We start from the raw sequence: 26,875 nt of genomic DNA on the forward strand, positions 1-26,875 counted from the left end.
TATTCAATTATGAAAAAATTAAAGCTCCTTATTTTGATTACCCTTATCCTTGCAAATTTTTCTTGCGAGAAAGAAGAAGAAACCAGTGAACCGGAAATAGAAGTAAATGAGACCTCTATTATTCCGGCATCCACTTCAGGAAGACCAAATAACTATTTAGGCTGTATAGAAATTTCCAGTAGGATAACTACCATTGAAGTTTGGGATCACGGGCAAATTGATGGCGATATTATTTCCATTATTGCCAATGGCAACACCATTATCAATCAAGAAGTATTAGATGGACCCAGCAATCCTATTACCGTGGACTACGACTTTACTAATAATGGCTTCAATTATATTACGTTGTTTGCTCATAATCTGGGAGATATACCGCCAAATACTTGTACTATAGCAATAAATGGGGTTCAATTTGTTTTAGAAGCAAATCTGGATGCCAATGGTTCCATCGATGTAATAGTTACCGGATATGGGGTTGACTGTTCAGATTCCGGAGGTGGCGGTTCAGGTGGTGGAGGCAATGGGAATGATACAGGTGCTCTAATATTTTATGTAAATGAAGACCTTGGTTGTGGCCCAATTAATGTAAATCTGGAAGGCGTTGGTAGCAATACCATCACAGGATACTATGGATCAACTCCGGATTGTGGAGCCAGTGGTGGTGCAAATTTTAGCGATCTAGATCCCGGAGTCTATTCTTATACAGCCTCATGCTCAGACACAAATTGGTCCGGAACCGTAACAATTGAGGCTGATACATGTTTGAAACAACTTTTACTTCCGGGCTCCGGTGGTGGTGGGGGTGGAACTACAGGTGATGTGAAATTTTGGATTAACCAAGACTTTGGTTGTGGAAATATTTCTGTAAACGTATCAGGGGTTGGAAGTTCAACAATATCAGGATATTTTGGTTCAGCGCCAAGCTGTGATAATTCATCGGCGGGTGGAAACTTTAATGATCTTAACCCGGGGAATTATAACTATGATGCTAGTTGCAGTGGATATACCTGGCAGGGTTCTTTCACAATTACTGAAAATCAATGCCTTCAATTTCAATTAACGCTTTAGTTCATTCTTGAACTAATTATTAACTAACCAAGTTTATTGAAGCCTCTTTTATAGAGGCTTCTTTAATAAATACCCCTTACCGGGTATTGAATAGCCGCAATAATTACATCAATTTTACAGTAGTAGGAACAGATTGTGATTGTAGTTTGTTTGAATAAATTTCCCCCTTGGGTGAGGAGCAAAGGGGGGTATTTTAAAGCCTCAAAGAAGATTATTACAATTATAAATTTCAATCCAAATAAGTAAAGAAATTTAACTAACTAAACTTTTAAAAAATGGAAAAAAAATTAACACTACTAACACTTCTATTGACTCTTTGTTTTTTAACATTCACAACTACCGAAGCATTTTCAGAAGTAGTAGGCGGAAAAAAAGTAGCCATTGGTGTTTCCCAATCTGATGCAGAAATTTGGGTGAATGGAAGAATGATTGCCAAAGGCAATACAGAAATCAATGTTGAAAGAAATGCTTGTGTAAACATTTCTATACGAAAAGTGGGATACTTAGAAGAACAACTTGAAATTTGTAATAACAAGACCTCCATTTGGGAAAAATCAAAGTATTTCGAAATGAAACGAGATGATTCCTATGATGCTTCGATTCAAACAGATATTGCCAATATCGATATTGAGCTGGTTGTTAATTCGATGGATAAGGAAACCGCATGGAAATTAATTAATCAAATTGTTCTTGGTTATATTGATGTTATTGAAATGACCGATAAGGATACGGGATATCTTCGTACTGCTTGGTCCTTAAAGACCTTTCAACAGAATACGGTAAGAACCAGAATTATTGTAAAAGAGTCTTCTTCAAACCCCCTGGTCTTTAAAGCTAAACTTATTAGTGAAGCTTCCGGTTCGGCGCTTACTAGTGTGAAAAGTGATGAATTATATAAAGTTTGGGATCGTGTATTACGGTCATACTCCGATGTAATTTCCGAATTTCAAGCACGTGTAAAATAAGCCTATTACATTGTTGTAATAAAAAGGCTGCCCTTTGGCAGCCTTTTTTTAATGAGACCTCTTAGAGGTATATTAATTCTTCGCAGGAAGGTTGGTGTTTTCCTTCGCGTACATCCATATCTGCTCCTCGAAAGTTGCAGGTTGTTCAACATTAAACCCTACAATATCTCATTTATTGTTCATCTTGGGTACTATTACCGGATGTACAAATCCGCTGTAAATTGCTTATTACTTTCCATTACTTCAGGGTGTAACGTTTGATCCACTTTTACACGGTAGCCTTCAACTAAAGCTTCGACTGCTGCAAAATCACCTTCAGTGTTTATTGGTTGTGTCTCCATAAGTAATCCTTGACAATTGCTTCGCTTTTTCCAGAATTGAAATACTTATAAAGGAGTATTTCGAGGGAAATAATTTGTCCCTATCATTGATCTTTAAACATCATCACAATACTTATGAAAAAATTACAACCATTATTTACACTTTTATTACTTACATCCCTTTTTGTTTCTTGTGAAAAAGAGGAGAACGATATCACGGGCTGTACAGATCCGTTAAGCTACAGTTACAACTCCGACGCGGTTTCAGACAATGGTAGTTGCCAGTATTATTACGGTGGAAGAGAAAAAGGACAGCTTGATGTTGGTTCTGAAATTGACATGAATAATGAATTCGATATCTACGTAGATGGTGAATTTGTTGGCCGATTAAGCTTTTATTTCCCCGGCGGATTGGAATGTGGAAACCCAAATGCAGTGGGTAGTATCTTTGCCTCCGGCAATCATACTGTTAGAGCTGTAGGTAACGGTGGTAGCCCGGTACGAGAAGGCATCATCAATCTGGAAGCACAAGATTGTAAGGTAATCCTTGTCGAAAATTTACCACTCATCGGTGGCGGAGGTGGCGGTGGTAATGCCACAGGGGATGCGATCTTTTGGGTAAATAGTGACTTTGGTTGCGGCCCCATTACAGTAAACCTTTCAGGGGTAGGAAGTACTACGATTAACGGTTTTTTCGGGTCGGCTCCTAATTGTACTGATACCGGTTCGGGCGGAAATTTTAATAATCTAAACCCGGGTGTATATAGTTTTACAGCTTCCTGTTCCAGTCAGAATTGGTCCGGATCTATCACCATTACAGAAAACGGATGCCTGCGACAAGAACTAACCAGCTCCGGAGGCGGAGGTGGTGGAAGTAATACAGGAGATGTAATCTTCTGGACTAACACCGATTTGGGTTGCGGTCCTATTTCAGTAACAGTTTCGGGTGTGGGCGGCTCGACCATAACCGGGTATTATGGAAGTACACCAAATTGTTCTAATTCCAGTGCCGGCGGTAATTTTAATAACCTAGCCGTTGGAAATTACTCTTTTACAGCCAACTGCAATGGCTATAACTGGAGTGGTAATTTTACGGTGTCTGAAGACGTATGTCTTACTTACCAGCTTTACTAAAATAAAAATCAAATAAAATTTATAAAACAATTATGAAAAAAAATATAATAGTAACCATAGTATGCTGTCTACTACTCGTTGCATGTTCAAAGGATGGCGGAAATGATAATCCTTCAGAAACCTTGCAGTATGTATTCTCCGGGACCATGAGTACCCCGGATATAAGCAACCCGTTTGAAGGAATAATTACTATTGAAACGAACGGTACTTTCAAGCTGGAATCTGTTTCAGGTACTATTAGAGGGAGTGCTCAAAGTGAAGATTCGGAATATGAAATTTCTGTGACTTCCAGTGACGGACTTTTTGAAGGCACTACTAATTTTTCAGGATCTTTAAATACTGCTTCCGAAAATTTTTCGTTCAGTGGAACCTATAAAGACGGAAAGCCGTTATCCGCAGGGGGTTCAATTATACCTGTTGTAGAAACAGCTCCGGACGGCGGATATTCAGAATTGAACAAATCGACCGTACTATTTTCTCACAATGAAAGCTGTGTGGCTTCAGTAACAATCAACGGTATTACTTTAAGCCCGTTAAATCAGCACTATTATGACGACGCTTTATGTGCCGCCTTCTATTCACAGTATTTGAGTATTCCTACCAACGCAGATAATGAAACATCTGAGGTGTTTTGTAATACCATTCGAATCTTAGACCTTAATGGGGAATATATTACTGTTGTAGATTGTTCATCGGCTAAATTTGTTTTAAACAAGAACACTAATTATACTTATACGGTCAATTGGGAAAACGGAGAAGTAACAACCGGAGAATTTACTTCTCTTGGTGGTGGACAAAATTTAGCTATCTGTATAGAAAATGACGGTCCGGAATGTGGTGGCCAAGGAGGAAATACCGGAGAAGGCACTTACACTTTTGAATCTTTAGGCACGTTTACCGGACAGACATCATGCGACACTGAAGGCACATTGACCATTAGTAATGTTGGGATAACATTGAGTGTATATTGGACTAATGTTTCCGGGGACTTCAATTTTACTCCTGAATATTTTCAAACCAACAACTGTAATGATTGTCCAATTGTAATTGTTTACGATGGCACAACTGATAAAACCTATGTATCGGAAAGTGGGTCAGGGACATGGAATGGCAATGACTTTTCCTTTAATGCCTCCATGCGTCTTGCTGAGGGCACTGAACTGGTAGGACCTAACTACAACCTCAACGGCAGCCTTAATTGCGAATAGTTATTTGAACGCCAATAAAAAAGGCAGACCGTAACCGGTCTGCCTTTTTTTATTAGAGCTATTTACTTAGTTAATTCTTCGTAGGAAGATTGCTGTATTCCTTCGCGTACATCAACATCTGCTCCTCGAAAGTTGCAGGTTGTTCAACTGTAAAACCTACAATATCTCCTTCGTCGTTCATCTTTGGCACTAGCAACGGATTTACAAATCCGCTATAAGGTGCAGCTGTAAATTGCTTGTTGCGTTCCAATACTTCAGCATGTAAAGCTTGATCTACTTTTACGCCGTAACCTTCAACCAAAGCTTCTACTGCTGCATAATCACCTTCCGATTTAATACGTTGTGTCTCACGTAGTAATTGTCCGAATAATTCATGTAATTTATCGTAATCGTTGATGTTGTAATAGGTTTTTCCATCACGCGTAATTTTTTCAATTACATTGTCTGCTTTGCCTTTTTCAAAAGCCCAGGCAGAAACCCATTGACGGTTACGCATGTGCGATTCTTCAACATTATCACCTAAATTCAAACGAATTAATTGAGTCATCAATCCATTTCGGATATAGCCATCATACGCAGCCATTCCCACTTTTTTCCAGTCGTCAACCAAACCTAATTCCTGTAATTTCGGGTTGTATAAATAGTACAATCCAACAAGATCGGCACGTCCTTCTTCCAAAGTGGACGCATACGTCTTTAATGTTTCTTTGGTTTCACCAACACCCGGATTTAATTGTCCCGATGCATGACCTATTACTTCATGTAAGGCGGTATGTAACTTGTCTCCTATCTGACCGTATTTTTCTTCCAGAGCCAATTCTTCTTCGTCGTGAACAAATTCCTTTAAACGACCTGAGCTCGCAGCATTGTTGTAGGCTTCGATAATGTTTCCAAGAGAAACCGACTTACTTCCAACCGCTGCACGAATCCAGTTTGCGTTTGGCAGGTTTACTCCAATTGGAGTACTTGGAGAAGCATCTCCCGCCTCACCGGCAACATGTACCACCTTGTAAGTAACGCCTACAACAGTGTCTTTTTTGTGTTCTTCCATCAAAGGTGAGTTGTCTTCAAACCACTGCGCATTTTCAGACAATACTGCCATTTTTTGTGACATATCGAAATCCTTTATCTGTACAATTGTTTCGTAAGAACCTCTGTATCCCAGCGGGTCGTTATACACTTCGATAAAACTATTGATATAATCTATATTTCCTTCGGTAGCTGAAGTCCACGCAACATTATAATCGTCCCAGGTTTGAAGATCTCCTGTTTTGTAATATTGAATTAACAAGCCCAAAGCATCTCCTTGCGCCTGATTTTCAGCAACACCTTTTGCCTTTTCCAACCACTCCACGATCTTATCGATAGCGGCACCATATAATCCTCCCGATTTATAAACACGTTCTTTCAACACGCCGTTCTCTTTTACCAATTGAGAATTAAGTCCGTAAGAAAGTGGCTTTTCAGGGTTTGGTGACTTCTTGTTTGCATAAAAAGTTTCCACATCCTTATTGGTCACATCAGGTCCGTAGAAATTCACGGCAGATTGTGCCACATTGTCTATTCCTTTCGCCTGATTTACCTTCTTCATATCGGCGTCATTAAAAATTACGTCGAAAGCTTCTCCTTCAAGAACAGTGCTTGTTTCAGTTAATAAAGTCTTCAAATAGTCTGAAGAAAATTCGGGTTTTAGTTTGTCATTCGAATAATGATGGTGAATTCCGTTAGAGAACCACACTCGTTTCAAATAGGTTTCAAAATTTTTCCAGTCGGTTGTGGTTTTATCCCCTTGATACGAAGTATAAACATTCTCCAGTGCCTTCCTGATGGTCAAGTTATGACGATAATTCTGGTCCCACATAATGTCTCTTCCGGCCAAACCTGCTTGAGTAAGGTAATACACCAGTTTTTGTTCTTTCAAAGTAAGGTTATCCCAACTCGGAATTTGATATCGTAAAATTTTAACATCGGCAAACTGAGTCACGTTATAATCAAACTCGGCAGCTTCTACGTTAGCAACATCTTGAGTGTCTTTTTTATTCTTATCATCTGCACAAGACATAAAAAGTAACCCACTCATAGCCACAGCTATAAAAAAAGTATTCTTCATTTTTAAGTTTTATTGGTTTTCAGCAAATGTAACAAAATATTAAATGTTAAAAATGATTATCTTAGCACAAATAACCAACAACAGCTATCCCTATGAAAATCTTAAAATATCTTTTGTTTCTAATCCTCATCGCCATAATTGGCGGAGCCATCTATTTTGGTACAAAGGATGGTAGTTTCGATGCTTCTGAAAGTAAAGTCATGGATGCTCCGGCTCCTGTAATCTTCAATAACATTAAGGATTATAAAAATTGGCAGGAATGGGGTCCATGGATGAAGATTGATTCGGCTATTGTTATTAATTATGCTGAAAAAACCGAAGGCGAAGGCGCTTCCTACTCCTGGAGTAGTGACCATATGGAAGTAGGAAACGGTTCCATGAAAACGATACGTGTTATTCCGAATAAAGAAATAGATCAGAAAATAACTTTTAACACCCCGATTGGCGATAGCGAAAGCGATGTTTACTGGCGTTTTGAAGAAACCGAAACCCCCGGTCAAACTAAGGTTACCTGGGGTATGAAGGGAGAACAGTCTTTTATGGAAAAGGTATTTATGGCATTTCAGGAGGACGATATGGAAACCGGAATAAAGCAAATGTTTCAACAAGGCCTAAATGATATTGATGCCGTTGTAAAAGCCGAAATGGAAAGCTTTACAATCAATGTGGATGGTGTCACACAATACGGAGGTGGTTATTATATGTACAATACAACCGCTTCGAAGATGAATGAGATTGGTGAAAAAATGGGTTCCATGATGGGACAGGTTGCCGGATATATGGATGAAAATAAATTGAATATGGCAGGGATGCCATTCACCATCTACAATCAGATAGATGAAGCCAACGGTACTGTAATTTTTACAGCAGCAATTCCTGTAAAAGAAAGAGTAATTACACCTTCCGGAAGTCCGGTGCTATGTGGTTTTATGGAACCAACTACAACACTTAAAACAACTTTAAAGGGTAAATACGACCATCTTTCAAAGGCGTATGAAAAAGCAAAGATGTACCTGGCTGAAAACAATTTACAGGCAGATCTAAATGCAAATATGTTCGAAGTATATTCAACCGATCCGGGAGAAGTTCCGAATCCGGCCGATTGGGTGACCGAGATATACATCCCTATTATACCTCCAGTGAATCCTGAAAATTAATTGATGAAACAGTTGCTTTTGGTTTTTTTGGGTGGCGGACTGGGAAGTTCCCTCCGCTATGCAATGAGCAATTATTTAAACAGCACCCAAAACGGATTCCCATACGGAACTTTTGCAGTGAACATTATTGGAAGTTTGCTAATTGGAATTATTTTAGGCTTGGCACTTAAAACCAATGCCATTTCCCAAAATACCATGGTATTTCTTGCAACCGGTTTTTGTGGAGGCTTTACTACGTTTTCGGCATTTGCCTATGAAAATCATCTCTTCTTAAAATCGGGAGATTTTATGTCTTTTGCTTTGTATACCCTTGCAAGTTTTGTAGTTGGCTTTGCAGCTGTCTTTTTTGGGATGTGGGTTGTGAAATTTTTTTAATGGTGCTCAAATTCCTTTACCCCGGCTTCAATACGAACCAATAAATCGTTTTGCTTTGGCGGAATAGGACACGAATACCTTTTGTTATAAGCGCAATACGGATTGTACAATTTATTGAAATCCAATACAAGGCTATCTCCATCGGGAATCCATACGTCTAAGAAACGACCTCCACCATACGAACCGTCACCACTTGTTAAATCGGTAATAGGTAAAAACAAATAATCCACATATTTAGGGTCCTCTGAAGGGGTTGTACTTTGGTAAAGTTCCAAAACGAGTTCTTTCCCCTCAAGGCTAAAATGAGCCTCCCCGTATTTAACGTATTCGGGTAATCTTTCAGTTGTGGTTGGCATTAGAAAAGGAGTTTCGTTGGGAGTACGAACAAATTTTGCAGTAACTCTGTATTTCAAATCGATGGGATAAAACTCTAGTCCCTTAAAGCTTTTGAAATCTTTCGGTTCCAGAATAGTGGTTTCAGGATTTTTAAATTCATTATTTTCTGAAACCTGATGTTTCTTGATTTCTTTTATAATTTTTCGCTCACTTTGCGCATAGGTTGAGCAAATAGCCAGAAAAAGGAATAGAATTGTAAGACGTTTCATAAACTTAAATTTGAGTAAATATAACTTTTATGACTAAATAAAAATCTTTGCAATCCATTCAAATTTTTTATTACATTTGCTTCACTCATTCAAAGAACATGAAAAAAAGAACATATATGACCCTACAGAATTGTGTCGATTCACCTTCGAAACACAGGCGATGTATGTACTAATTATACTGAAATAAATTAATTCAATATAAAAACGTCCCGCCTTCCAGCGGGACGTTTTACATTTGTGACTAAACCAATGCGAAAACTATATACCAACTATATAAGCAATTTTAAAGGGCTCTCCCGGGAGATCTGGTTGCTTTCCCTCGTAACATTTATTAACCGTGCAGGCGCCATGGTAATTCCCTTTCTATCACTTTATCTGGTGAACGCGAAGGGGTTTACGCTTCCTCAGGTAGGATGGATAATGACGTGCTTCGGACTGGGATCCCTAACCGGAACCTGGATTGGAGGTAAATTGACAGACACTATAGGATTTTATAAGGTAATAATCCTAAGTTTATTTCTCGGGGGCGTAGGATTTATATTCCTTCAGTTTATAGATACCTTTTACGGTTTTTGTGCGGCGATTTTTTCATTGATTTTGGTGGCGGATGCCTACCGTCCTGCCATTTTTGTGGCAGCAGACACCTATAGTAAACCCGGGAATAAGACCAGAAGTATTACCCTTATTCGACTCGCTATTAATCTTGGATTTTCGATAGGACCGCTTATTGGAGGGATTATTATTGCAACCATCAGTTATACCTCCCTATTTTGGATAGATGGACTTACTTGTATGCTTGCCTCATTCGGGTTATTCATTTGGTTAAAACCAAAAAAATCGAAAGATCCCGAACCGGATATTACGATTAATAAAAAAGAAGGTGTTCCTCCCTACCTAAATGGGTTGTTTGTGTTGTTCATTATAATAATGATTGCTAACGGGACCACTTTTGTTCAGTACTTTTCGGTAATGCCTTTGTATTACGAAAAGGCACATTTCTTAACTGAGGATTTAATTGGCTGGTTGTTGTTTATCAATGGAGCAGTGATTGTAATTTTTGAAATGCCATTAATAACATGGCTGGAACGAAAGAAATTAACCAAGACAATGGCTACTTTTTGGGGAATCGTCTTTATCGCAATTAGTTTTATTGTACTAAATCTAACCAGCTGGAGCGGAATTCTGGTGGTTGGGATGTTACTAATGACCCTGGGTGAAATGATAGGCTCTCCCTTCTCGAACGCCTTGGCATTAGAAATGGCGCCCAAGGGCAGAAAAGGAAGCTACATGGGATTGTACAGCATGAGTTTTTCTTTTGCGCACATCTTCGGGCATAACGGAGGAATGAACCTGGTAGATACAATTGGCTTCGATAATACATGGTATATATTGTTCGCATTTTTGAGCCTAATTGCCTTGCTTACATTATGGTTGTACAAATTGCTGAAAAAATCACCTAAATTTAATACCCATGAGATTTAGACCGACTTACATGTACAAAAATTAATTTATGAAATATATACTCTATTTTATTTTCTTCGGAATGATTGCATGTGGAAATCCTTCTGAAGCAAAAAAGGAAACTCCTCAGGGTCCTACAGAAAACACATTTGTTGAGAAGACATTTCCGAAGCTGGATTCGTCGCGATACAATGTGGCATTTTTAATTATGGACGGTGTTTATAATACCGAACTTACTGCGCCTTACGATATTTTTCAGCATACTGTTTTCAGAGAAAATATCAAAGCCATGAATGTGTTTACAGTTGCAAATACCGATGCCGCTGTAAGAACTTTCGAAGGACTACGGCTGTTGCCCGATTTCAATTATACCACAGACAGTCTCCCTAAAATAGACATTCTGGTTGTTCCCAGTGCCGAACATCATATGGACACCGATTTAAACGACGATGCCATGCTGCAATTTGTAAAAAAGGTAGCTATAGAAGCTCAATTTGTGACTTCCCATTGTGACGGGGCCTTTGTTTTAGCAAAAGCCGGACTTTTAGAAGGAACTGTTTCTACGACCTTCCCAAGTGATATCGATGCTATGCGCAGCATGTTTCCCGGTTTAGATATCAGAAAAGATGTTCTTTTTGTACACGACGATAAATACATAACGTCAGCCGGAGGCGCAAAGAGTTTTGAAGCTGCCTTGTATTTATGTGAATTGTTATACGGCAAAGAAATTGCACAATCCCTTGCAGGGGGATTGGTTATAGATTGGAAGCTGGAGGATGTCCCGCATCTCATTATAAAAAAATAAAGTTATTTGATAGGTTTTATGGGATTATTGGAAACCACATGGGACAATACAATCTGTGTTTTTGTTTCCCCATAACTTATAAGTTGATCAATAAAAGTTTCCAAATGTTTTTGATTTTTTAGCACTACTTCCATAACAATATTTTCATTGCCGGTAATCCTATAACAATTGAGTACCTCGTCGTAGGTTTTTACCTTTTCTAAAAACGGTCGCAATTTTCCCATAAACGCACGAAGAGTGATAATTGCCTTTAATTGATATCCTGTTTCAAAAGGGGAAACTGCCGTCTTATAACTGTTGATAATTCCGGCATCTTCCATCTTTTTAATACGCTCACTTACAGCCGGGGAACTAATACCTACCTGCCTTCCAATTGCCGCATTGGACTGGCGTGCATTCTCCTGTAAGCAATGCAAAATTTTCCAACTAAGTGAATCAATATTCATTTTAATGATAATTTAACTAAAAAAATTAATTTCTAAAGCGAATATACATAATTACTTTAATTTCTAAAGTTAAAAATGTGTCGTTGTGCTTAAATTTGGGTGTTTTGTGAAACCCCACACATACTAGAATAATGATACCACATATTTCGCATAGTTTTCCGCATTCGCCTATCTACAAGAAGGCTATGGAAATCTTTACGCTTTCGCGACATATTTCTTCTTATATGGTTCATGATTTGGCTCCCTTGAATACGAATGGAGAGGAAGATACCCATATTTATTTCACAGGAGACATTGTTCAACAATCCGTTTCTTTGGCTCCGGAAATCTTAAAAGCCGAGCGGGAAACTTTTTCAGAAGAAAAATATAAATATGCTGCTTCGGTAAACAGACTTGCTAATTCGTTGTACCGAAACTGTGAACGTCTTGAAAAAGCAAATAGCAACGGGAAGGAATTTCTTCCTATTCTTAGAGGAGAATTAAAAAAATTCAGAAAACTGCAGCGCACCTGGATGCTGACGTTGTAAGGAGTTCTTACTTCATTTAAACATCACAAATACATTGATAAAATCCCGATCTCGCTTCGCTCATCGGGATAAGCAGCCTGCACAAATTTTTCTTCATTTCATTTGAAAAATTTGACATAAATGCGTCACACTACCAAATTGAGATCCCGATCTCGCTTCGCTCATCGGGATAAGCAGCCTGCACAAATTTTTCTTCATTTCATTTGAAAAATTTGGCATTAATACGTCGCAATACCAGATTGAGATCCCGATCTCGCTTCGCTCATCGGGATAAGCAGCCTGCACAAATTTTTCTTCATTTCAATTGAAAAATTTGGCGATCTGCTTACATATTTCTTCTATACTGCCCACCTACCTCAAACAAGGCGGAAGTAATTTGACCCAAAGAACACACCTTTGTAGCTTCCATCAACTGCTCAAACATATTCTCATTGTGAATGGCAGCTTGTTGGATTTTCTTGATGGCTGCTTCGGTTCGGGAGGCATTGCCTTTATGTAAATTTTCCAGCGTTTCTATCTGATATAACTTTTCTTCTTCGGTGGCGCGAATCACTTCCGCAGGTAAAACGGTAGGCGAACCCTTACTACTTAAAAAAGTGTTTACACCAATAATCGGAAATTCTCCGTTGTGCTTCAACGTTTCGTAATACAGACTCTCTTCCTGAATCTTGCTGCGTTGATACATGGTTTCCATAGCTCCCAAAACACCTCCTCTTTCGGTAATACTGTCGAATTCCTTTAAAACAGCTTCTTCTACCAGATCGGTTAGTTCTTCAATAATAAAAGAACCCTGAATTGGATTCTCATTTTTCGCCAATCCAAGTTCTTTGTTGATGATCAGCTGAATCGCCATAGCGCGGCGCACACTTTCTTCGGTTGGCGTTGTAATGGCCTCATCGTATGCATTGGTGTGTAACGAATTGCAATTATCGTAAATAGCATACAAGGCTTGCAGCGTAGTTCTTATGTCATTAAAATCGATCTCCTGGGCGTGTAACGATCGTCCCGAAGTTTGAATATGATACTTCAGCATTTGTGCTCTCGGATTTGCACCGTATTTTTCCTTTAATGCTTTTGCCCATATTTTACGTGCTACACGGCCTATCACCGAATATTCGGGATCGATTCCATTACTGAAGAAAAACGATAAATTAGGACCGAAATCGTTAATATCCATCCCTCGGGAAAGATAATACTCCACGTATGTAAATCCGTTAGACAAGGTAAACGCCAATTGGGTAATTGGGTTGGCGCCTGCTTCGGCAATGTGATAGCCACTAATAGAAACCGAATAGAAATTACGCACCTTTTTCTCGATAAAATATTCCTGCACATCGCCCATTAATCGCAGGGCAAATTCGGTTGAAAAAATACAGGTGTTCTGCGCCTGATCTTCCTTTAAAATATCGGCTTGCACCGTACCGCGAACCTGCTCTAAGGTTTCAAACTTGATTTTCTGATACACATCTGCTGGCAAGACCTCATCTCCGGTTACACCAAGTAGCATCAAGCCCAATCTATTGTTACTTTCAGGTAATTCTCCCTGGTATTCAGGACGGTCGACACCTTTGGCTTTGTAAATTTTCTCAATTTTGGCTTCTATTTCTTTTTGAAGTCCCTTTTCTATAATATATTTTTCACAATTCTGATCGATGGCTGCATTCATAAAAAATCCGAGTAGCATAGGCGCCGGACCATTAATAGTCATACTCACCGAAGTCATGGCATGACTCAAATCGAAACCGGAATACAACTTTTTCGCGTCGTCCAAACAACAGATAGAAACGCCTGCATTTCCAATCTTTCCGTAGATATCGGGTCGATGGTCGGGGTCGTTTCCGTAGAGTGTCACACTGTCGAAAGCAGTAGATAATCGTTTGGCCGGTAATCCCAGACTCACATAGTGGAAACGCCTGTTGGTGCGTTCGGGACCACCTTCCCCCGCAAACATACGCGCCGGATCTTCCCCGGTACGCTTAAAAGGATACAATCCTGCAGTAAAAGGAAATTCTCCCGGGACATTTTCCTGTAATGTCCATCGCAAGATGTCCCCCCAGGCCTGGTATTTTGGTAATGCAACCTTTGGGATTTGTGAATGTGACAGGGACTCGGTATGAGTATCGATATTTATTTCTTTGCCCCGCACCTTGAAGGTGTAGACGGGCGATTTGTATTTGTTGACTTTATCGTCCCAGCCGGTAATTACTTCCCAATTGTAAGGATCCAATCCCAGTTTTACACGATCAAACTCCGCAACCAATAATTTGAGGAAATCCTTATTTTTATCGGTCGTAGCCTTTTGAATACTCTCCTCATCGATTCCGTATTTCGATAATTTCAACTCGGCGTTGGCAACAGATTCGATTGTTTTATAAATTCCGTAAAGCTTTTGCGCAACTTCAGATTGTTCGTTGGCGCGTTTATCGTAGCCTCTGTTGTTTTCTGAAATTTCAGAAAGATATCTGGTACGTGCCGGAGGGATTACAAAAATCTTTTCCGACATCTCTTCCGAAATCGTATAACTGCTATTTAAATCGGAGCCGGTTTTTTCAACAATTTCATCCATCACAGCCTTGTACAGCTTGTTCATTCCGGGATCGTTGAATTGGGAAGCGATCGTTCCGAAGACCGGCAACTCATCCTGTGGTGTATCCCACAATTGATGGTTACGCATATATTGCTTTTTTACGTCGCGTAATGCATCCAACGAACCGCGTTTGTCGAATTTATTTATCGCTACCAAATCTGCAAAATCGAGCATATCGATCTTTTCCAACTGAGTTGCGGCTCCAAATTCGGGAGTCATTACATACAATGAAACGTCGCTGTGTTCCAAAATTTCGGTATCACTCTGACCAATTCCGGAGGTTTCCAGAATAATTATATCATATTCGGCTGCCTTTAATACTTCAATGGCTTCCGAAACATATTTAGAAAGTGCCAAATTACTTTGTCGGGTTGCTAAACTGCGCATATAGACTCGCGGTGAGTTGATGGCATTCATTCGAATACGATCGCCTAACAACGCCCCTCCTGTCTTCCGCTTGGAAGGATCCACGGAAATAAGTCCGATGGTTTTTTTAGGAAAATCAATTAAAAATCTGCGTACAAGTTCATCGACAAGAGAGGACTTCCCGGCGCCACCGGTTCCCGTTATTCCCAGTACCGGAGTACTTGCTTTTTCGTTTTTTTTATGAATTTTCTGAAGGGTTTCCTTTGCAACTTCCGGAAAGTTTTCTGCTGAAGAAATTATTCGAGCAATAGCACCTGGAACCTTTTTTGAAAGCTGATCGATTTCACCATTTAATTGGTCGCCAATCGCGTAATCTGAAGTTTTTACCAGATCGTTTATCATTCCTTGTAAACCAAGTTCGCGTCCATCATCCGGGGAATAGATTCGGGTAATCCCGTAATCCATCAATTCCTTAATTTCTGAAGGTAAGATCACACCACCGCCACCGCCGAAAATTTTAATATGCTCCGCACCTTTTTCCTTTAAAAGGTCGTACATATACTTAAAATACTCGTTATGACCACCTTGGTAAGATGTCATAGCTATGGCATTGGCATCTTCCTGAATTGCAGTATTAACAACTTCTTCAACGCTTCGGTCGTGACCCAGGTGGATCACTTCCACACCGGTAGACTGAATAATACGTCGCATGATATTGATAGCGGCATCATGCCCGTCGAATAAGGAGGCAGCGGTTACAATTCGGACTTTATGCTTTGGAATATAAGGTGTTATTTGTTGCATTCAGAAAGGTAATTAAAATAGAATGCAAATTTACGAAAAACGTACTAGAAATAGCGGCATGAATCTTGTCAATACTATTTCGACAAACAAGTAAACATTACATCTAGATTTTGTTCCTGTTTCAGTTATCTTTGAAGACCATTGATTTAATCCTTACACCATGATTTTAAGAAAATTATCCCTTATTTGCCTTTGCTTTGTAGCTGTTTCCTGTGCCGAATTACAACAGGTAGTAAACACCTTACCCACCGGACAAGGTATGGATCCCACCATGATAGCCAATGGTTTACGTCAGGCGTTAGACTTTGGTATTGACAAGCAAGTAACTAAACTTACCCAAACGGATGGTTTTTATAAGAATCAGTTGGTCAAAATTTTACTGCCGCAAGAACTACAAAAAGTAGATCAAACATTACGTGATATTGGCCTTAGCAGTTTGGCCGATGAAGGACTAAAAGTTTTAAATAGAGCGGCCGAAGACGCTGTAAAAGGGGCAACTCCCATCTTTGTGGATGCCGTTAAGCAAATTACCTTTACCGATGCCAAAAACATTTTATTAGGGAACGACACTGCTGCTACTTCTTATTTACAAGGAAAAACCAATCAGGCCTTGTACTCAAAATTTAATCCTGTGATACAAAATTCGTTTGCAAAAGTAGGAGCCGATCAGGTTTGGAGTAATATTATTACCAAATACAATTCTATTCCATTTGTAAACAAAGTCAACCCGGATCTTACAGATTATGTGACCAATGAAGCCTTAAAAGGTGTCTATACCATGATAGGAGTTGAAGAAAAAAACATAAGAACCAAACTATCCTCCAGAACCACTAACCTGTTAAAACAAGTATTTGCCCTTCAGGACTAAGAAAACGTTAAGCATTTAACACCAGTCGGGTTTTCACCACTATAATTATGATAGAATTAACCTAACCTTAGTACTTAATTCTTGCTTTTCCTCTTAATTTTATAGCACAAAATGAAGAAGAAAATGCACGCATGGTTTAAAAGAAAAACAAGGCTGGAACGATTAAAAGAACGATACGCTCAGCTTATGAAAAAATCCTATAGAACAGCATTGACAAACAAGTCGAAAAGTGACAAATTGCACAGACAGGCTGCCAAAGTTTTTGAAGAAATACAGTACTACACATTGAAGTATGGAGACAAATAAATAATTAATGCAGGGTTTTAAAATAGGCGAAAGCATTTTTTAACCTTGAGCCATACCAGCTAAAATATTCACCATCTACCAAACGAACTTCAACATTGAGTTGCTTTTGCAATTCGAATACATCCTCCTCTTTAAAGGGATAAGGTTCGGAAGACAGCAACACAATATCCGCTTCTTTTAAAAAATTCGGAGGTATTTCGGGATATCTTGAAGAAAATTCGATTGCACAATTCTCAAAATTATTTAAGGCTAATAAGCAATTGATAAAAGTACTCTGCCCTGCCGCCATATATGGATTCTTCCAAATAATATAGACAGCTTTCTTAGATGGTTTAAGAATCATAAATTTTAAAAAATCTTCTTGTGCTGCAACAATTTCAGCAACCAACTCTAGAGCTGTTTTCTGAACGTTGAAAATCGTGCCGAGCCTGGTTATCATTTCCAAACTATCCTCGATCGTGATAATATCACTTACCCAAACAGGAGCAATTTTCTCCAGGGTTGAAACAATTTCTTCTGTATTTTCTTCCTTATTGCAAATAATAACATCGGGTTGCAGCGCTTCTATTTTATCAAAATGAACCTGTTTGGTGCCCCCTACAACAGTAATTTCTTTCCGTAGCGTTTCAGGATGTACACAAAACTTGGTAATTCCAACTAAATTAGGTTTTAGACCCAAATCGACTAACAATTCGGTTTGGGAAGGAACTAAGGAGACTATCCGTTTGGGTGTTTTTGAAAAGGTAAGCGTTCTATTTAGCTGATCTTTAATCTGCATCTAAAATAACTTGCATTTGCTTTTGCAATTTTTCGGCTTCAGTAGCTGCAGTTTCCGCAAAATTTGGGTCCTTGGAAGCGTAGATAATTCCGCGGGAAGAATTAATTAACAGCCCTACATTACTGTTCATACCGTATTTACAAACTTCAGCTAAACTTCCACCCTGTGCCCCTACCCCCGGAACCAATAAGAAACTATCAGGGACTATTTTTCGGACTTCAACCAGATATTCTGCCTTGGTTGCGCCAATAACATACATGAGATTTTGTGCATTCTTCCAGTCTTTAGACGTTTCCAAAACTGTTTTATAAACTTCCTTGCCGTTGATTTCTTTGGTTTGAAAATCGAAAGCTCCTTCATTGGATGTAAGAGCCAGCAGTATGGTATGCTTGTCTTCGAAAGCCAGAAAAGGCTCTACCGAATCTTTCCCCATATAGGGAGCTACCGTAACCGAGTCGAATCCTAAATCTTCAAAAAAAGCCTTGGCATACATACTTGAAGTATTGCCAATATCACCTCGTTTGGCATCGGCAATGGTAAAAATTTCGGGATACTTTTTATTGAGATAATTAATTGTTTTCCGAAGTGCTTCCCACCCCTTTATACCATACGCCTCGTAAAAAGCCGTGTTGGGTTTGTAGGCAACCGCCAAATGATGGGTTGCATCAATAATCGCCCTATTAAAAGAAAATATTGGATCTTCCTCTAAAAGTAAGTGTTTTGGAATTTTATTCAGATCCACATCCAATCCAATACATAAGAAGGATTTCTTTTTGTGTATTTGTTGTATAAGGAGGTTCTGGTTCTGGGTCATTGGTTTTCGGTTCTAGGTAGCTTAGATTTGATTCTTTGCATAATTATTCAATAATTTGGTCTGCTTTTGATTCTTGCTAACCTCCTTAATTCGCTAATCTGCTGATTCACTAATTCTCTATATTAAAATGTCTCCCCGGATTCTTTTAACTTTTCGGTGTTGCTTACCAATTGCAAGCCATCAATAATTTTTTGAATATCACCATCGATAATATTACTTAAATCGTAGAGTGTTAGGCCAATTCTATGTTCGGTAACACGACCTTGCGGATAGTTATAGGTTCTAATCTTCGCACTTCTATCACCACTGGTCACCATGGAACCACGTTTTATAGAGTCTTCGGCCTGTTTTTTGGCTAATTCCATATCGTACAAACGGGAACGCAAAACTTTAAAGGCTTTTTCCTTGTTTTTATGTTGCGATTTTTGATCCTGACATTGAGCGACCAAACCTGTTGGAAGGTGGGTTAGACGCACCGCCGAATAAGTAGTATTTACCGACTGACCTCCGGGCCCTGAGGAACAGAAAAAATCTACCCGAACTTCCTTCGGATCGATTTCTACATCGAATTCTTCCGCTTCAGGAAACACCATAACTGTAGCAGCACTGGTGTGAACACGTCCTTGTGTTTCGGTTTGAGGTACACGCTGAACACGATGCACTCCTGCTTCAAATTTTAAAGTTCCGTATACATCTTCCCCTTCAATTTCAAATTGAATTTCTTTAAAGCCACCACTAGTTCCTTCACTAAAATCGACCACACTCGTCTTCCAACCTTTGCTTTCACAGTATTTGGAATACATTCTAAATAAATCGCCCGCAAAAATACTCGCCTCGTCTCCCCCTGTTCCGGCGCGGATTTCCATAACGGCATTTTTGGCATCCTCCGGGTCTTTAGGCACGAGTAAAAATTTAATTTCGTCTTCCAGTTTTGGAATACGAACTTTTGCCGTGTCCATTTCCATTTTGGCCATTTCTACCATTTCGGCATCGCTTCCGTCCGAAATAATTTCCTCGGCCTCTTCCATACTGTTGGTAAGGGTAATGTATTCTTCCCTTTTGTCCATCAATAAGCGAAGATCCTTGTATTCTTTATTAAGCTGAATGTATCTTTTTTGATCGGTAATAACATCGGGTTGAATGATTAAATCACTCACCTCATCAAAGCGTTGTTTTACAATCTGAAGTTTCTCTAACATATTTCGTTGAATCGCCAATCTATTTGCGTAGGCAGGTGCAAATTTACGATAATTTCACGGAACAAAAATAGCTGATTGTTCAAATGAATTCTGAATTATTCCAGCTGTTTATGTACGCTAGGAATAGCAAAATTTGTGATAAGTCGATATTTGGACGTTATACATTAATATTTAAATTCCCCGAACTCAGATTTTATAGTAAGTTGCTTCTTTTCTGAAGACAACACGCGCCCCACGATTTTAGCATCGACATTAAATGATTTTGAAATAGCGATGAGATCTTGTGCTATGGCTTCGGGGACATATAGTTCCATTCGATGTCCCATATTAAACACCTGATACATCTCTTTCCAGTCGGTCTTACTTTCCTGCTGAATTAATTTAAAGAGCGGTGGAACTTCAAATAAATTATCTTTTACAATGTGCAGATTTTCTACAAAATGTAGAATTTTGGTCTGCGCTCCCCCGCTACAATGCACCATCCCGTGAATCTCCTTGTTGCTGTATTTTGAAAGTATTTCCTTTATAACAGGCGCATAGGTTCGGGTAGGCGAAAGCACTAGTTTACCGGCATCCAACGGACTGTTTTCAATACTATCTGTAAGTTTTTTCGACCCTGAATAGACCAAATCACCGGGAACTGAATGATCATAACTTTCAGGGAATTTTGTTGCCAAATACTTTCCAAAAACATCATGCCGTGCCGAAGTTAATCCGTTGCTTCCCATGCCACCGTTGTATTCGGTTTCATAGGTCGCTTGCCCAAATGACGCCAATCCAACAATAACATCTCCTGCATTGATATTGGCATTGTCTATAACTTCACTGCGTTTTATACGGGCCGTTACAGTAGAATCTACAATGATAGTTCTTACCAAATCTCCCACATCGGCTGTTTCGCCTCCTGTGGAATGAATTTGAACTCCAAATTTGGCTAAGTCGCCAATAAGCTCTTCAGTTCCATTAATAATAGCCGAAATTACTTCACCCGGTATAAGGTTTTTGTTACGTCCTATGGTTGAAGAAAGCATGATGTTGTCCACTGCTCCCACGCACAACAAATCATCTATATTCATTATGAGCGCATCCTGGGCAATCCCTTTCCAAACTGAAACATTGCCGGTTTCTTTCCAATACATATAAGCCAAAGCCGATTTGGTGCCGGCCCCATCGGCGTGCATCACCAAACAATAATCTTTATCTCCCGAAAGATAATCGGGCACAATTTTACAAAAAGCTTGAGGAAACAGGCCTTTGTCTACATTTATAATAGCATTGTGGACATCTTCTTTACCTGCCGAAACACCTCTTTGTGCATATCGTTTGGAAATTTCCTGACTCATGGAAAAAATTTAGATTACAAAAGTACGCAATAAAAAAAAGCTCACAAAGGTGAGCTTTTCTGTATTTATAAAAAGTTATGACTTATTCCCAATCTGGCATAAACGCATTTTCATATAACATTTCTCTCGAATCATCTTCCATTGTGTCTATTTCCAGTCTAAAGACATTTTTCTGAGAAATTCCATCGTTGGAAGTATTCGTAAAAATAATAAACGCCTCATTAGGAGAGAATATCGGCTCTAAATCGTTTGTCCCATTAGGTTTTTCCTGAGAAACATCGGTACTGATAGCCGTTACGAAATCGTATACGAATAATCGGGAGTCTAGTCGTCTGTATGTGATTCCTTCAAAACCGGAAACATCGTAAGAATAAACTAACTTCTGATTGGTTACCGACAATGTTAATCCGCCGGCAGCACCCGGAACACCTGTTAAAATTGTATCCTGAACTACCCCTGCAAAATTGATGGTGTAGATTGTGATATCGTAGCCATTGGGGTTGTTGGTTTTCAAGGCTATTAAATCGTCGTTTTCACTAACATCCACATCTGAAATGAACGAACCATCCGGTGTGCGGTACTCCTGATGTAATCCCAGACCGTTTACATTAATACTATACAATCTGTCAAAGCGTGGGAAGTAAATCTTATCACTTCCTGCAGGCCATGAGAAGTTAATTTCATTCAAATTAAAACCTTGCGGCTTCACCGTCGAGGTTACCCTAACCTTGTCTGAACCATCTCGTTTCATGGTATAAATATCTATATTGGCTCCATCTGCCTGGAAATAGGCAATTCGATTGGCTGCCACATTTCTTCTTGGTCTGTAGCTATTTTGGTTCTGGGAAGTTAATTGAAATTCGTCTCCATTTTCATCGGCAGAGAAAATTACATTGTTACCATCGATATTTCTTACAAACAAGAATCTGTTATCGACCGGAGCAGAAATTACTTCGAATGTACCTACCGGACTTAGCACCGCAGGATTAATATCATCTGTCGCACTTACCTGCCAAAAATATTTCGCGCCAAGTAATAAGGGAGAATAGGTGAAGGTAGGCTCGGTGATATCTTCAAATAATAATACATCTTCATTCTGGTCATTTCGAAGTTCAAGTGTAAAGGTAATCGGGTCTTCTTCAGGATCTGTTGAGGTCCATTCGAAAACCGCTTCAATGCTTTGTAACACTTCGTTTTCGGAAGGTGCCGTTAGTACGGGAGCTGTTGGCGGTCTGTTATTTGCTGTAGAAATCTCCAATTCGAACACAACAGTCACTTCGGCATTACCTACAACCGTGGTCGCTTCATAATCGGCCAAATAACCATCTACTCGTGCTTCGACTGCATATTCTCCTACAGGAACATTTTCTATTCTAAATTTCCCGGCACTATCTGTAAATACAGTACTTGATGCGGGCTGAGTCGATATTTTTACGTTTTCCAGCGGCGTATTACTTCCTACCGCTACAACGGTACCTTTTATAATTCCATATTCGTTTTCACCAATTCTATCTTCATTACAAGAAAATAAAAGAATCAAGAGCACTCCTACGAGTTTAACATATGTTCTACTTCCTTTCATCATTGCTGTATTATTGGTTAGTTTTTAATTTAGTTTTTTTGGATCCGAAATGATAGTTTAGTCCGAGTCCGAACGTATAATAGTAATCATCTCTTCTACCCTGGGGGAGGTTGTCAATTTTATCATTAAATGTTGCATTCCATTCGCCATTTAAGACAAAAGAAACTCTGTCCGAGACTGCATATTCCACACCGGCACCAAATTTCAGATTAAAAAATGCATCCCATCGTTGCAAATATAAACTCGGAGAATCGTCTGCAAAAAGTAACACTCCCGGTCCGGCATATAAAAAGGGCGATAGTTTATCGTGAGGTAGTATATTGTATTCCAGATTCAGGCTTTCGCTTATCCACCAATGATTGGTTTCGGCAGTCGAATTTAATTTAAATATTTGCAAATCGGCTCCCAAACTCAAAGCCGGTAATATTCTGTATTTATAACCTAATCCCGCTTTGAAATCATAATACCCTGTATTGTAGTCACCATCTACCAAAGCCAATCCAAAATTAACATTGGCTGTATGTCTATAATCGTGTTTCAAATATTTCCGTTCATAAAGAGTAGTAGACTCTTCCAACTCCTTTTCGAGTAAATATTGTTCCACTAACTCTTTATCTTTCTCTTCTCCTTCGTTTGTGGACCAAATACCGTCTTTGATTCCCTCGTAAATAAGAACTTCAACCGCCTTTTCAATAGCTTCCTGTACGGCCATTTGGGTAGGTTCATTTTTAGTGTATCCCGTTTCAACCTCCAGGAGGCGTTGAAAGTTGACATATCTGAAAATTCCAACATCTACTGCTTGTGAAAGAATGGTTTTAGAAACATTCACTGTTTTAATAACTGCCCCTGTTGATGTAGAAACAGCTCTAAGATATACCGTAATCCTGTCCTGGCGATATTGAGTAGAAGCTCCAACACCAAAATAACGGGCTCCGGCACCCCCCGACAATATATTCGAATCGTATGAAATTACACCGCCTTCCAAAAGCATCCCGGCAAATAACAGGGGATTTAACTTCTGAGGAGGATCGTTAGGGTTTGCTCTGTATTCGTCTCTGGTGGTTCGAATAATATTACGCTCGTTGAGCAGGTTCTGAAGATTTTCCCGTTCTATGGGAACAAACCACTTAGAATCTTCGAGTGCTTTAATAAGTATGGTAGTTGCTCCTTGAGTTACAGCAGTACTAAAGGTACTACCGTTTTCTATATTTTTATATTGACCTGTTTGATCTTTAAAATTATAAACCCCCACCTCAATTCGTTTGGCAGGAGCCGGAAGGTCTAATAATTTTTTTGTCTGATTCGTGTATTCCGATATTCTGGCCTCTTGATTTCCCAGCGGTTGATTGAAATAGGCACCACAGCTCCCTAAAAGGAAAGGCATACAAAAGATCAATACTATTTTTGAGAATTTTACCATAGAGTAGTTCTAATTAGGAATAAGTATTTGAGTTTGCTCTCCTGTTGTTATATCTAGAATATTTATAATCAACCCTTCATTAGATTCGAATACTTCATATTCAAGATTACCATTTGTGGAAGTACCAACTTGAGGAGTTTGGTTTCCAAATTGATTTTGCAATAATTGGTTATTTAAGCTATCGTTTAATGAGCCAAAATCTCCCAAATTACCAAATTCACTGTTTGGATCTTCAAACGAATTTTGTGCATTAGCCGAATTTAACAACCATGTATAATTAAATGGATCTCCACCAAAAGCTGGATTCTTGGGAGTGTATACCAATTGTTGTCCAAACCCGTAGGATGTTGCCGCTAAGAAAAGAAACAGAATGATAGATTTCATATTTTCATTTTTAAAATCGTTTGACATAATTTTTTTCTTCTTTCAATTGCTGAAGATAAAGTGCTACTCTTCTAATAGACTCATCTGCCATTGCCTTCAAGAAATCGTTTTGGGGTCTTACAAAAAACTCCAAAACACTGTTATTATCAACTAAAATCTCAATTTTAGTGTTATTTGCCAAGGCCAATGTCTCTTTTATAGCGACAATTTTATCTCCATTAATATTATATGAAATATATAATTGAGAAAAAAGTTTGTAAAAATCTCTCCCGGGTTTAGTCTTAGTATCTTCAATTACTATTCCTGTTAATACTACTCCATCATCGTTTCTATGAGTTCCGTCTGGTGAAATTCCCCGCTCTAAAATTATTTTTTGCTCTTCCGCAGCTTTGTCTTCAGCAGTACCGTTAATTACAATTCTGTCTTTCCCAAGCAATTTATCATTCGAGTTGTAAACCAACAAGAGAATAATAATTCTATCGGTTTCATTGGCATTAATGGTGGTTTTTGATAAGTTTTGTTTTTCACCTCCCTTTAAAACCAAGCGACCACTCTGGTCGTTTTTAGATCTATTTGAATTTAGCGGATTATTTTTTATAACTGAAAGAACATATCTCAAACTGTGACTAACTTCCGTTTTATTATATGCCGAACCGGTGATCTCAATAAATTCGGTATTCTTTTCAAGATTTATTGTAGCTTCAATCTCGGTATTGTAGATTTGTGAAAACCCTGTCGATATAATACAGAACAGACATCCTATGAAGGTTATATATGTTTTAATTGTAAGCAAAATAATAGTTTATCTTTTAATGTTTCGAACAAAAATCGTTTGATTTTTACCCTGCATGGTAACGACCATTTTTTCTGAAATAGAATTACTTCCGTACCAGATTAAATTTTGATTAGTTCCTTTTTGCAATACGGCAGCCGAATGGAATGTGGTAGCTCTTGAGCTTAAGTCAATAAATTTGTTATTATTACCGAACTGAATCACATCCTCATCAATTATTTTTGAAGTAACATTTAGAAGCATTTCATTACTATTGCCATGCTGCACTAAATTAATGTCACTTTTAAGGGAATGTGTATTTGAAACAATATTGTTATAGTTTCCGACTTGAAGGATATAAATATTATTAGCGGCAGATACGCTTAAGTTGTTATTAGGAGCAATAACTTGGGAAGATAACAGGCTAAGCTGAACAGCTTGCGCTCTGTTTTGAGGATCAAAAGTTCGATTGGCACCATTATTATATGTCTGTGCTGTTATACTATTGCTAAGGAGCAATACTAAAAGTGCGGTACATATAGTGACTAAAATCTTCATTTTTGAATTACTAAATTGATATTCTTGTTTAAAAGTTTAGTATAGAAGCACGTTTCCGCACTTCTATACTAATTACCTTTTTAAATTTAAACAGTCCTTTCTTACCGAAAGCGCTGTTTAAAACTTGTTTTAGTTAGACTGAGTTACACTAGAAGTGTTTCCAAGTCCGAATTGCACAACATTACTGTTATGACCTAAACCAAACTGTCCAACAATACTACCGTTGAATGCTCCAACTTGAAGTACATTGGAAGTGTTTAAGATACCAAATTGTCCAACTAAGCTACCGTTACCTAAACCAAACTGAACAACATCAGAATCGTTCGCAATCCCTAACTGTAATACTCCACTACCGTTAAATGCTCCAATTTGAAGTACATCACTATCGTTGAAAGCTCCTAATTGAACTACAGCAGAACCATTAAAGAAACCAACTTGGGTAACATCAGATTCGTTTAACAATCCAACCTGAGCTACAATTGAACCATTTCCAATACCCAATTGATCAACATCAGAATCGTTCCCGGCACCTAGTTGTATAACTAAAGAACCGTTTCCAATGCCTGTTTGAGTAACATCAGATTCATTAGCTAATCCAATTTGTAATGTAGCAGAACCATTAAAAGCTCCAACTTGGTCAACATCAGAATCATTTAAGATTCCAAATTGAATCAAGTCAGCGTCGTTTAATAATCCGGTTTGGTCAACATCAGAATTGTTTAAAATTCCAATTTGAAGTACATCACTGTCATTGAATTGTGCAAACCCTACGGTTGCGATCATTAGCGCTAAAGCGCTCAAAACTACTTTTTTCATAATTTAAAAGATTTAAAGATTAATATTGGTTAATAAAATTTTTATCAAAATTAGTTGGTGAAAAATTACTTTCCCACTTGTACGCGTTACTAAATCA

The 26,875-nt window shown here is 38.6% G+C and carries 26 protein-coding genes; 11 read left to right on the plus strand and 15 right to left on the minus strand.

Annotated elements, in window-relative coordinates; genetic code table 11:
* Window positions 1–9 precede the first annotated feature (9 nt).
* Together ATE92_RS01585 and ATE92_RS01590 are read left to right on the plus strand one after the other, a co-directional pair.
* Window positions 10–1,068, plus strand: coding sequence for a hypothetical protein (locus ATE92_RS01585; protein WP_100802036.1), 1,059 nt, complete (start codon window positions 10–12; stop codon window positions 1,066–1,068).
* A gap of 275 nt (window positions 1,069–1,343) precedes the next feature.
* A complete protein-coding gene (locus ATE92_RS01590) occupies window positions 1,344–2,033 on the plus strand; it encodes a hypothetical protein (RefSeq protein ID WP_100802037.1) in 690 nt (229 codons plus the stop codon).
* Between the two features lie 194 nt (window positions 2,034–2,227).
* Here ATE92_RS01590 and ATE92_RS13940 read toward each other — a convergent pair whose 3' ends face one another.
* Window positions 2,228–2,374: a hypothetical protein gene (locus tag ATE92_RS13940; RefSeq protein WP_157809526.1), complete on the minus strand. Its 147-nt coding sequence runs from the start codon at window positions 2,372–2,374 to the stop codon at window positions 2,228–2,230.
* Between the two features lie 114 nt (window positions 2,375–2,488).
* Between ATE92_RS13940 and ATE92_RS01595 the strand changes: the two genes are divergently transcribed.
* Complete coding sequence (locus tag ATE92_RS01595; protein WP_100802038.1) at window positions 2,489–3,487, plus strand: hypothetical protein; 999 nt, start codon at window positions 2,489–2,491, stop codon at window positions 3,485–3,487.
* Between the two features lie 32 nt (window positions 3,488–3,519).
* Window positions 3,520–4,695 carry a hypothetical protein gene (locus tag ATE92_RS01600; protein ID WP_100802039.1) on the plus strand — a complete coding sequence of 392 codons (1,176 nt, stop codon included), beginning with the start codon at window positions 3,520–3,522 and terminating at the stop codon, window positions 4,693–4,695.
* A 70-nt stretch (window positions 4,696–4,765) separates the two neighbouring features.
* Here the strand turns inward: ATE92_RS01600 and ATE92_RS01605 are convergent, their stop codons facing one another.
* Complete coding sequence (locus ATE92_RS01605; protein ID WP_100802040.1) at window positions 4,766–6,805, minus strand: dihydrofolate reductase; 2,040 nt, start codon at window positions 6,803–6,805, stop codon at window positions 4,766–4,768.
* Between the two features lie 92 nt (window positions 6,806–6,897).
* Between ATE92_RS01605 and ATE92_RS01610 the strand changes: the two genes are divergently transcribed.
* A complete protein-coding gene (locus tag ATE92_RS01610) occupies window positions 6,898–7,962 on the plus strand; it encodes a GyrI-like domain-containing protein (protein WP_100802041.1) in 1,065 nt (354 codons plus the stop codon).
* Between the two features lie 3 nt (window positions 7,963–7,965).
* Complete coding sequence (crcB, locus tag ATE92_RS01615; RefSeq protein ID WP_100802042.1) at window positions 7,966–8,337, plus strand: fluoride efflux transporter CrcB; 372 nt, start codon at window positions 7,966–7,968, stop codon at window positions 8,335–8,337.
* Here the strand turns inward: crcB and ATE92_RS01620 are convergent.
* On the minus strand, window positions 8,334–8,942 hold the full coding sequence (locus tag ATE92_RS01620) for a DUF1684 domain-containing protein (RefSeq protein WP_100802043.1): 609 nt from the start codon (window positions 8,940–8,942) through the stop codon (window positions 8,334–8,336). The genes crcB and ATE92_RS01620 overlap by 4 nt on opposite strands.
* A gap of 249 nt (window positions 8,943–9,191) precedes the next feature.
* On the opposite strand from ATE92_RS01620, the gene ATE92_RS01625 reads away from it, so the two are divergent.
* Both ATE92_RS01625 and ATE92_RS01630 read left to right on the plus strand, forming a co-directional pair.
* Window positions 9,192–10,424 (plus strand): MFS transporter, encoded by a 1,233-nt coding sequence (locus ATE92_RS01625; RefSeq protein ID WP_100802044.1) that lies wholly within the window; start codon window positions 9,192–9,194, stop codon window positions 10,422–10,424.
* Window positions 10,425–10,452: 28 nt separating this feature from the next.
* Window positions 10,453–11,208 carry a DJ-1/PfpI family protein gene (locus ATE92_RS01630; RefSeq protein ID WP_100802045.1) on the plus strand — a complete coding sequence of 252 codons (756 nt, stop codon included), beginning with the start codon at window positions 10,453–10,455 and terminating at the stop codon, window positions 11,206–11,208.
* Window positions 11,209–11,210: 2 nt separating this feature from the next.
* Here ATE92_RS01630 and ATE92_RS01635 read toward each other — a convergent pair whose 3' ends face one another.
* The gene (locus ATE92_RS01635) at window positions 11,211–11,654 is read right to left on the minus strand and encodes an Lrp/AsnC family transcriptional regulator (RefSeq protein WP_100802046.1); all 444 of its coding nucleotides are present in this window, start codon (window positions 11,652–11,654) and stop codon (window positions 11,211–11,213) included.
* A 131-nt stretch (window positions 11,655–11,785) separates the two neighbouring features.
* Here ATE92_RS01635 and ATE92_RS01640 point away from each other — a divergent pair, with 131 nt between their 5' ends.
* Complete coding sequence (locus tag ATE92_RS01640; RefSeq protein ID WP_100802047.1) at window positions 11,786–12,181, plus strand: hypothetical protein; 396 nt, start codon at window positions 11,786–11,788, stop codon at window positions 12,179–12,181.
* Window positions 12,182–12,506: 325 nt separating this feature from the next.
* On the opposite strand, the gene ATE92_RS01645 is transcribed toward ATE92_RS01640, so the two are convergent.
* Window positions 12,507–15,938: a methylmalonyl-CoA mutase family protein gene (locus ATE92_RS01645; RefSeq protein ID WP_100802048.1), complete on the minus strand. Its 3,432-nt coding sequence runs from the start codon at window positions 15,936–15,938 to the stop codon at window positions 12,507–12,509.
* 160 nt (window positions 15,939–16,098) lie between these two features.
* Here ATE92_RS01645 and ATE92_RS01650 point away from each other — a divergent pair, with 160 nt between their 5' ends.
* The gene (locus ATE92_RS01650) at window positions 16,099–16,806 is read left to right on the plus strand and encodes a DUF4197 domain-containing protein (RefSeq protein ID WP_100802049.1); all 708 of its coding nucleotides are present in this window, start codon (window positions 16,099–16,101) and stop codon (window positions 16,804–16,806) included.
* 111 nt (window positions 16,807–16,917) lie between these two features.
* Window positions 16,918–17,112, plus strand: a complete 195-nt coding sequence (locus tag ATE92_RS01655; RefSeq protein WP_100802050.1) for a Lacal_2735 family protein — start codon at window positions 16,918–16,920, stop codon at window positions 17,110–17,112.
* A gap of 4 nt (window positions 17,113–17,116) precedes the next feature.
* Here the strand turns inward: ATE92_RS01655 and ATE92_RS01660 are convergent, their stop codons facing one another.
* From ATE92_RS01660 to ATE92_RS01705, 10 genes are all read right to left on the minus strand, one after another.
* Window positions 17,117–17,890 (minus strand): ABC transporter substrate-binding protein, encoded by a 774-nt coding sequence (locus ATE92_RS01660; RefSeq protein ID WP_100802051.1) that lies wholly within the window; start codon window positions 17,888–17,890, stop codon window positions 17,117–17,119.
* Complete coding sequence (pyrF, locus tag ATE92_RS01665) at window positions 17,880–18,704, minus strand: orotidine-5'-phosphate decarboxylase (protein WP_100802052.1); 825 nt, start codon at window positions 18,702–18,704, stop codon at window positions 17,880–17,882. Before pyrF ends, ATE92_RS01660 begins: the two co-directional genes overlap by 11 nt.
* 122 nt (window positions 18,705–18,826) lie before the next feature.
* On the minus strand, window positions 18,827–19,903 hold the full coding sequence (prfA, locus tag ATE92_RS01670) for a peptide chain release factor 1 (protein WP_100804309.1): 1,077 nt from the start codon (window positions 19,901–19,903) through the stop codon (window positions 18,827–18,829).
* Window positions 19,904–20,067: 164 nt separating this feature from the next.
* Window positions 20,068–21,246: an AIR synthase related protein gene (locus ATE92_RS01675; RefSeq protein ID WP_100802053.1), complete on the minus strand. Its 1,179-nt coding sequence runs from the start codon at window positions 21,244–21,246 to the stop codon at window positions 20,068–20,070.
* Window positions 21,247–21,328: 82 nt separating this feature from the next.
* Window positions 21,329–22,831: a carboxypeptidase-like regulatory domain-containing protein gene (locus tag ATE92_RS01680; RefSeq protein WP_100802054.1), complete on the minus strand. Its 1,503-nt coding sequence runs from the start codon at window positions 22,829–22,831 to the stop codon at window positions 21,329–21,331.
* Window positions 22,832–22,838: 7 nt separating this feature from the next.
* Window positions 22,839–24,212, minus strand: coding sequence for a CsgG/HfaB family protein (locus ATE92_RS01685; protein ID WP_232729096.1), 1,374 nt, complete (start codon window positions 24,210–24,212; stop codon window positions 22,839–22,841).
* Between the two features lie 45 nt (window positions 24,213–24,257).
* Window positions 24,258–24,632 (minus strand): curli assembly protein CsgF, encoded by a 375-nt coding sequence (locus tag ATE92_RS01690; protein WP_100804310.1) that lies wholly within the window; start codon window positions 24,630–24,632, stop codon window positions 24,258–24,260.
* Between the two features lie 10 nt (window positions 24,633–24,642).
* Window positions 24,643–25,425: a CsgE family curli-type amyloid fiber assembly protein gene (locus ATE92_RS01695; RefSeq protein ID WP_157809527.1), complete on the minus strand. Its 783-nt coding sequence runs from the start codon at window positions 25,423–25,425 to the stop codon at window positions 24,643–24,645.
* Between the two features lie 9 nt (window positions 25,426–25,434).
* Window positions 25,435–25,962, minus strand: coding sequence for a hypothetical protein (locus ATE92_RS01700; RefSeq protein ID WP_100802057.1), 528 nt, complete (start codon window positions 25,960–25,962; stop codon window positions 25,435–25,437).
* A 129-nt stretch (window positions 25,963–26,091) separates the two neighbouring features.
* The gene (locus ATE92_RS01705; protein WP_157809528.1) at window positions 26,092–26,763 is read right to left on the minus strand and encodes a hypothetical protein; all 672 of its coding nucleotides are present in this window, start codon (window positions 26,761–26,763) and stop codon (window positions 26,092–26,094) included.
* Window positions 26,764–26,875: the final 112 nt, after the last annotated feature.

This window comes from Ulvibacter sp. MAR_2010_11 (assembly GCF_002813135.1).
Lineage (GTDB): Bacteria > Bacteroidota > Bacteroidia > Flavobacteriales > Flavobacteriaceae > Altibacter.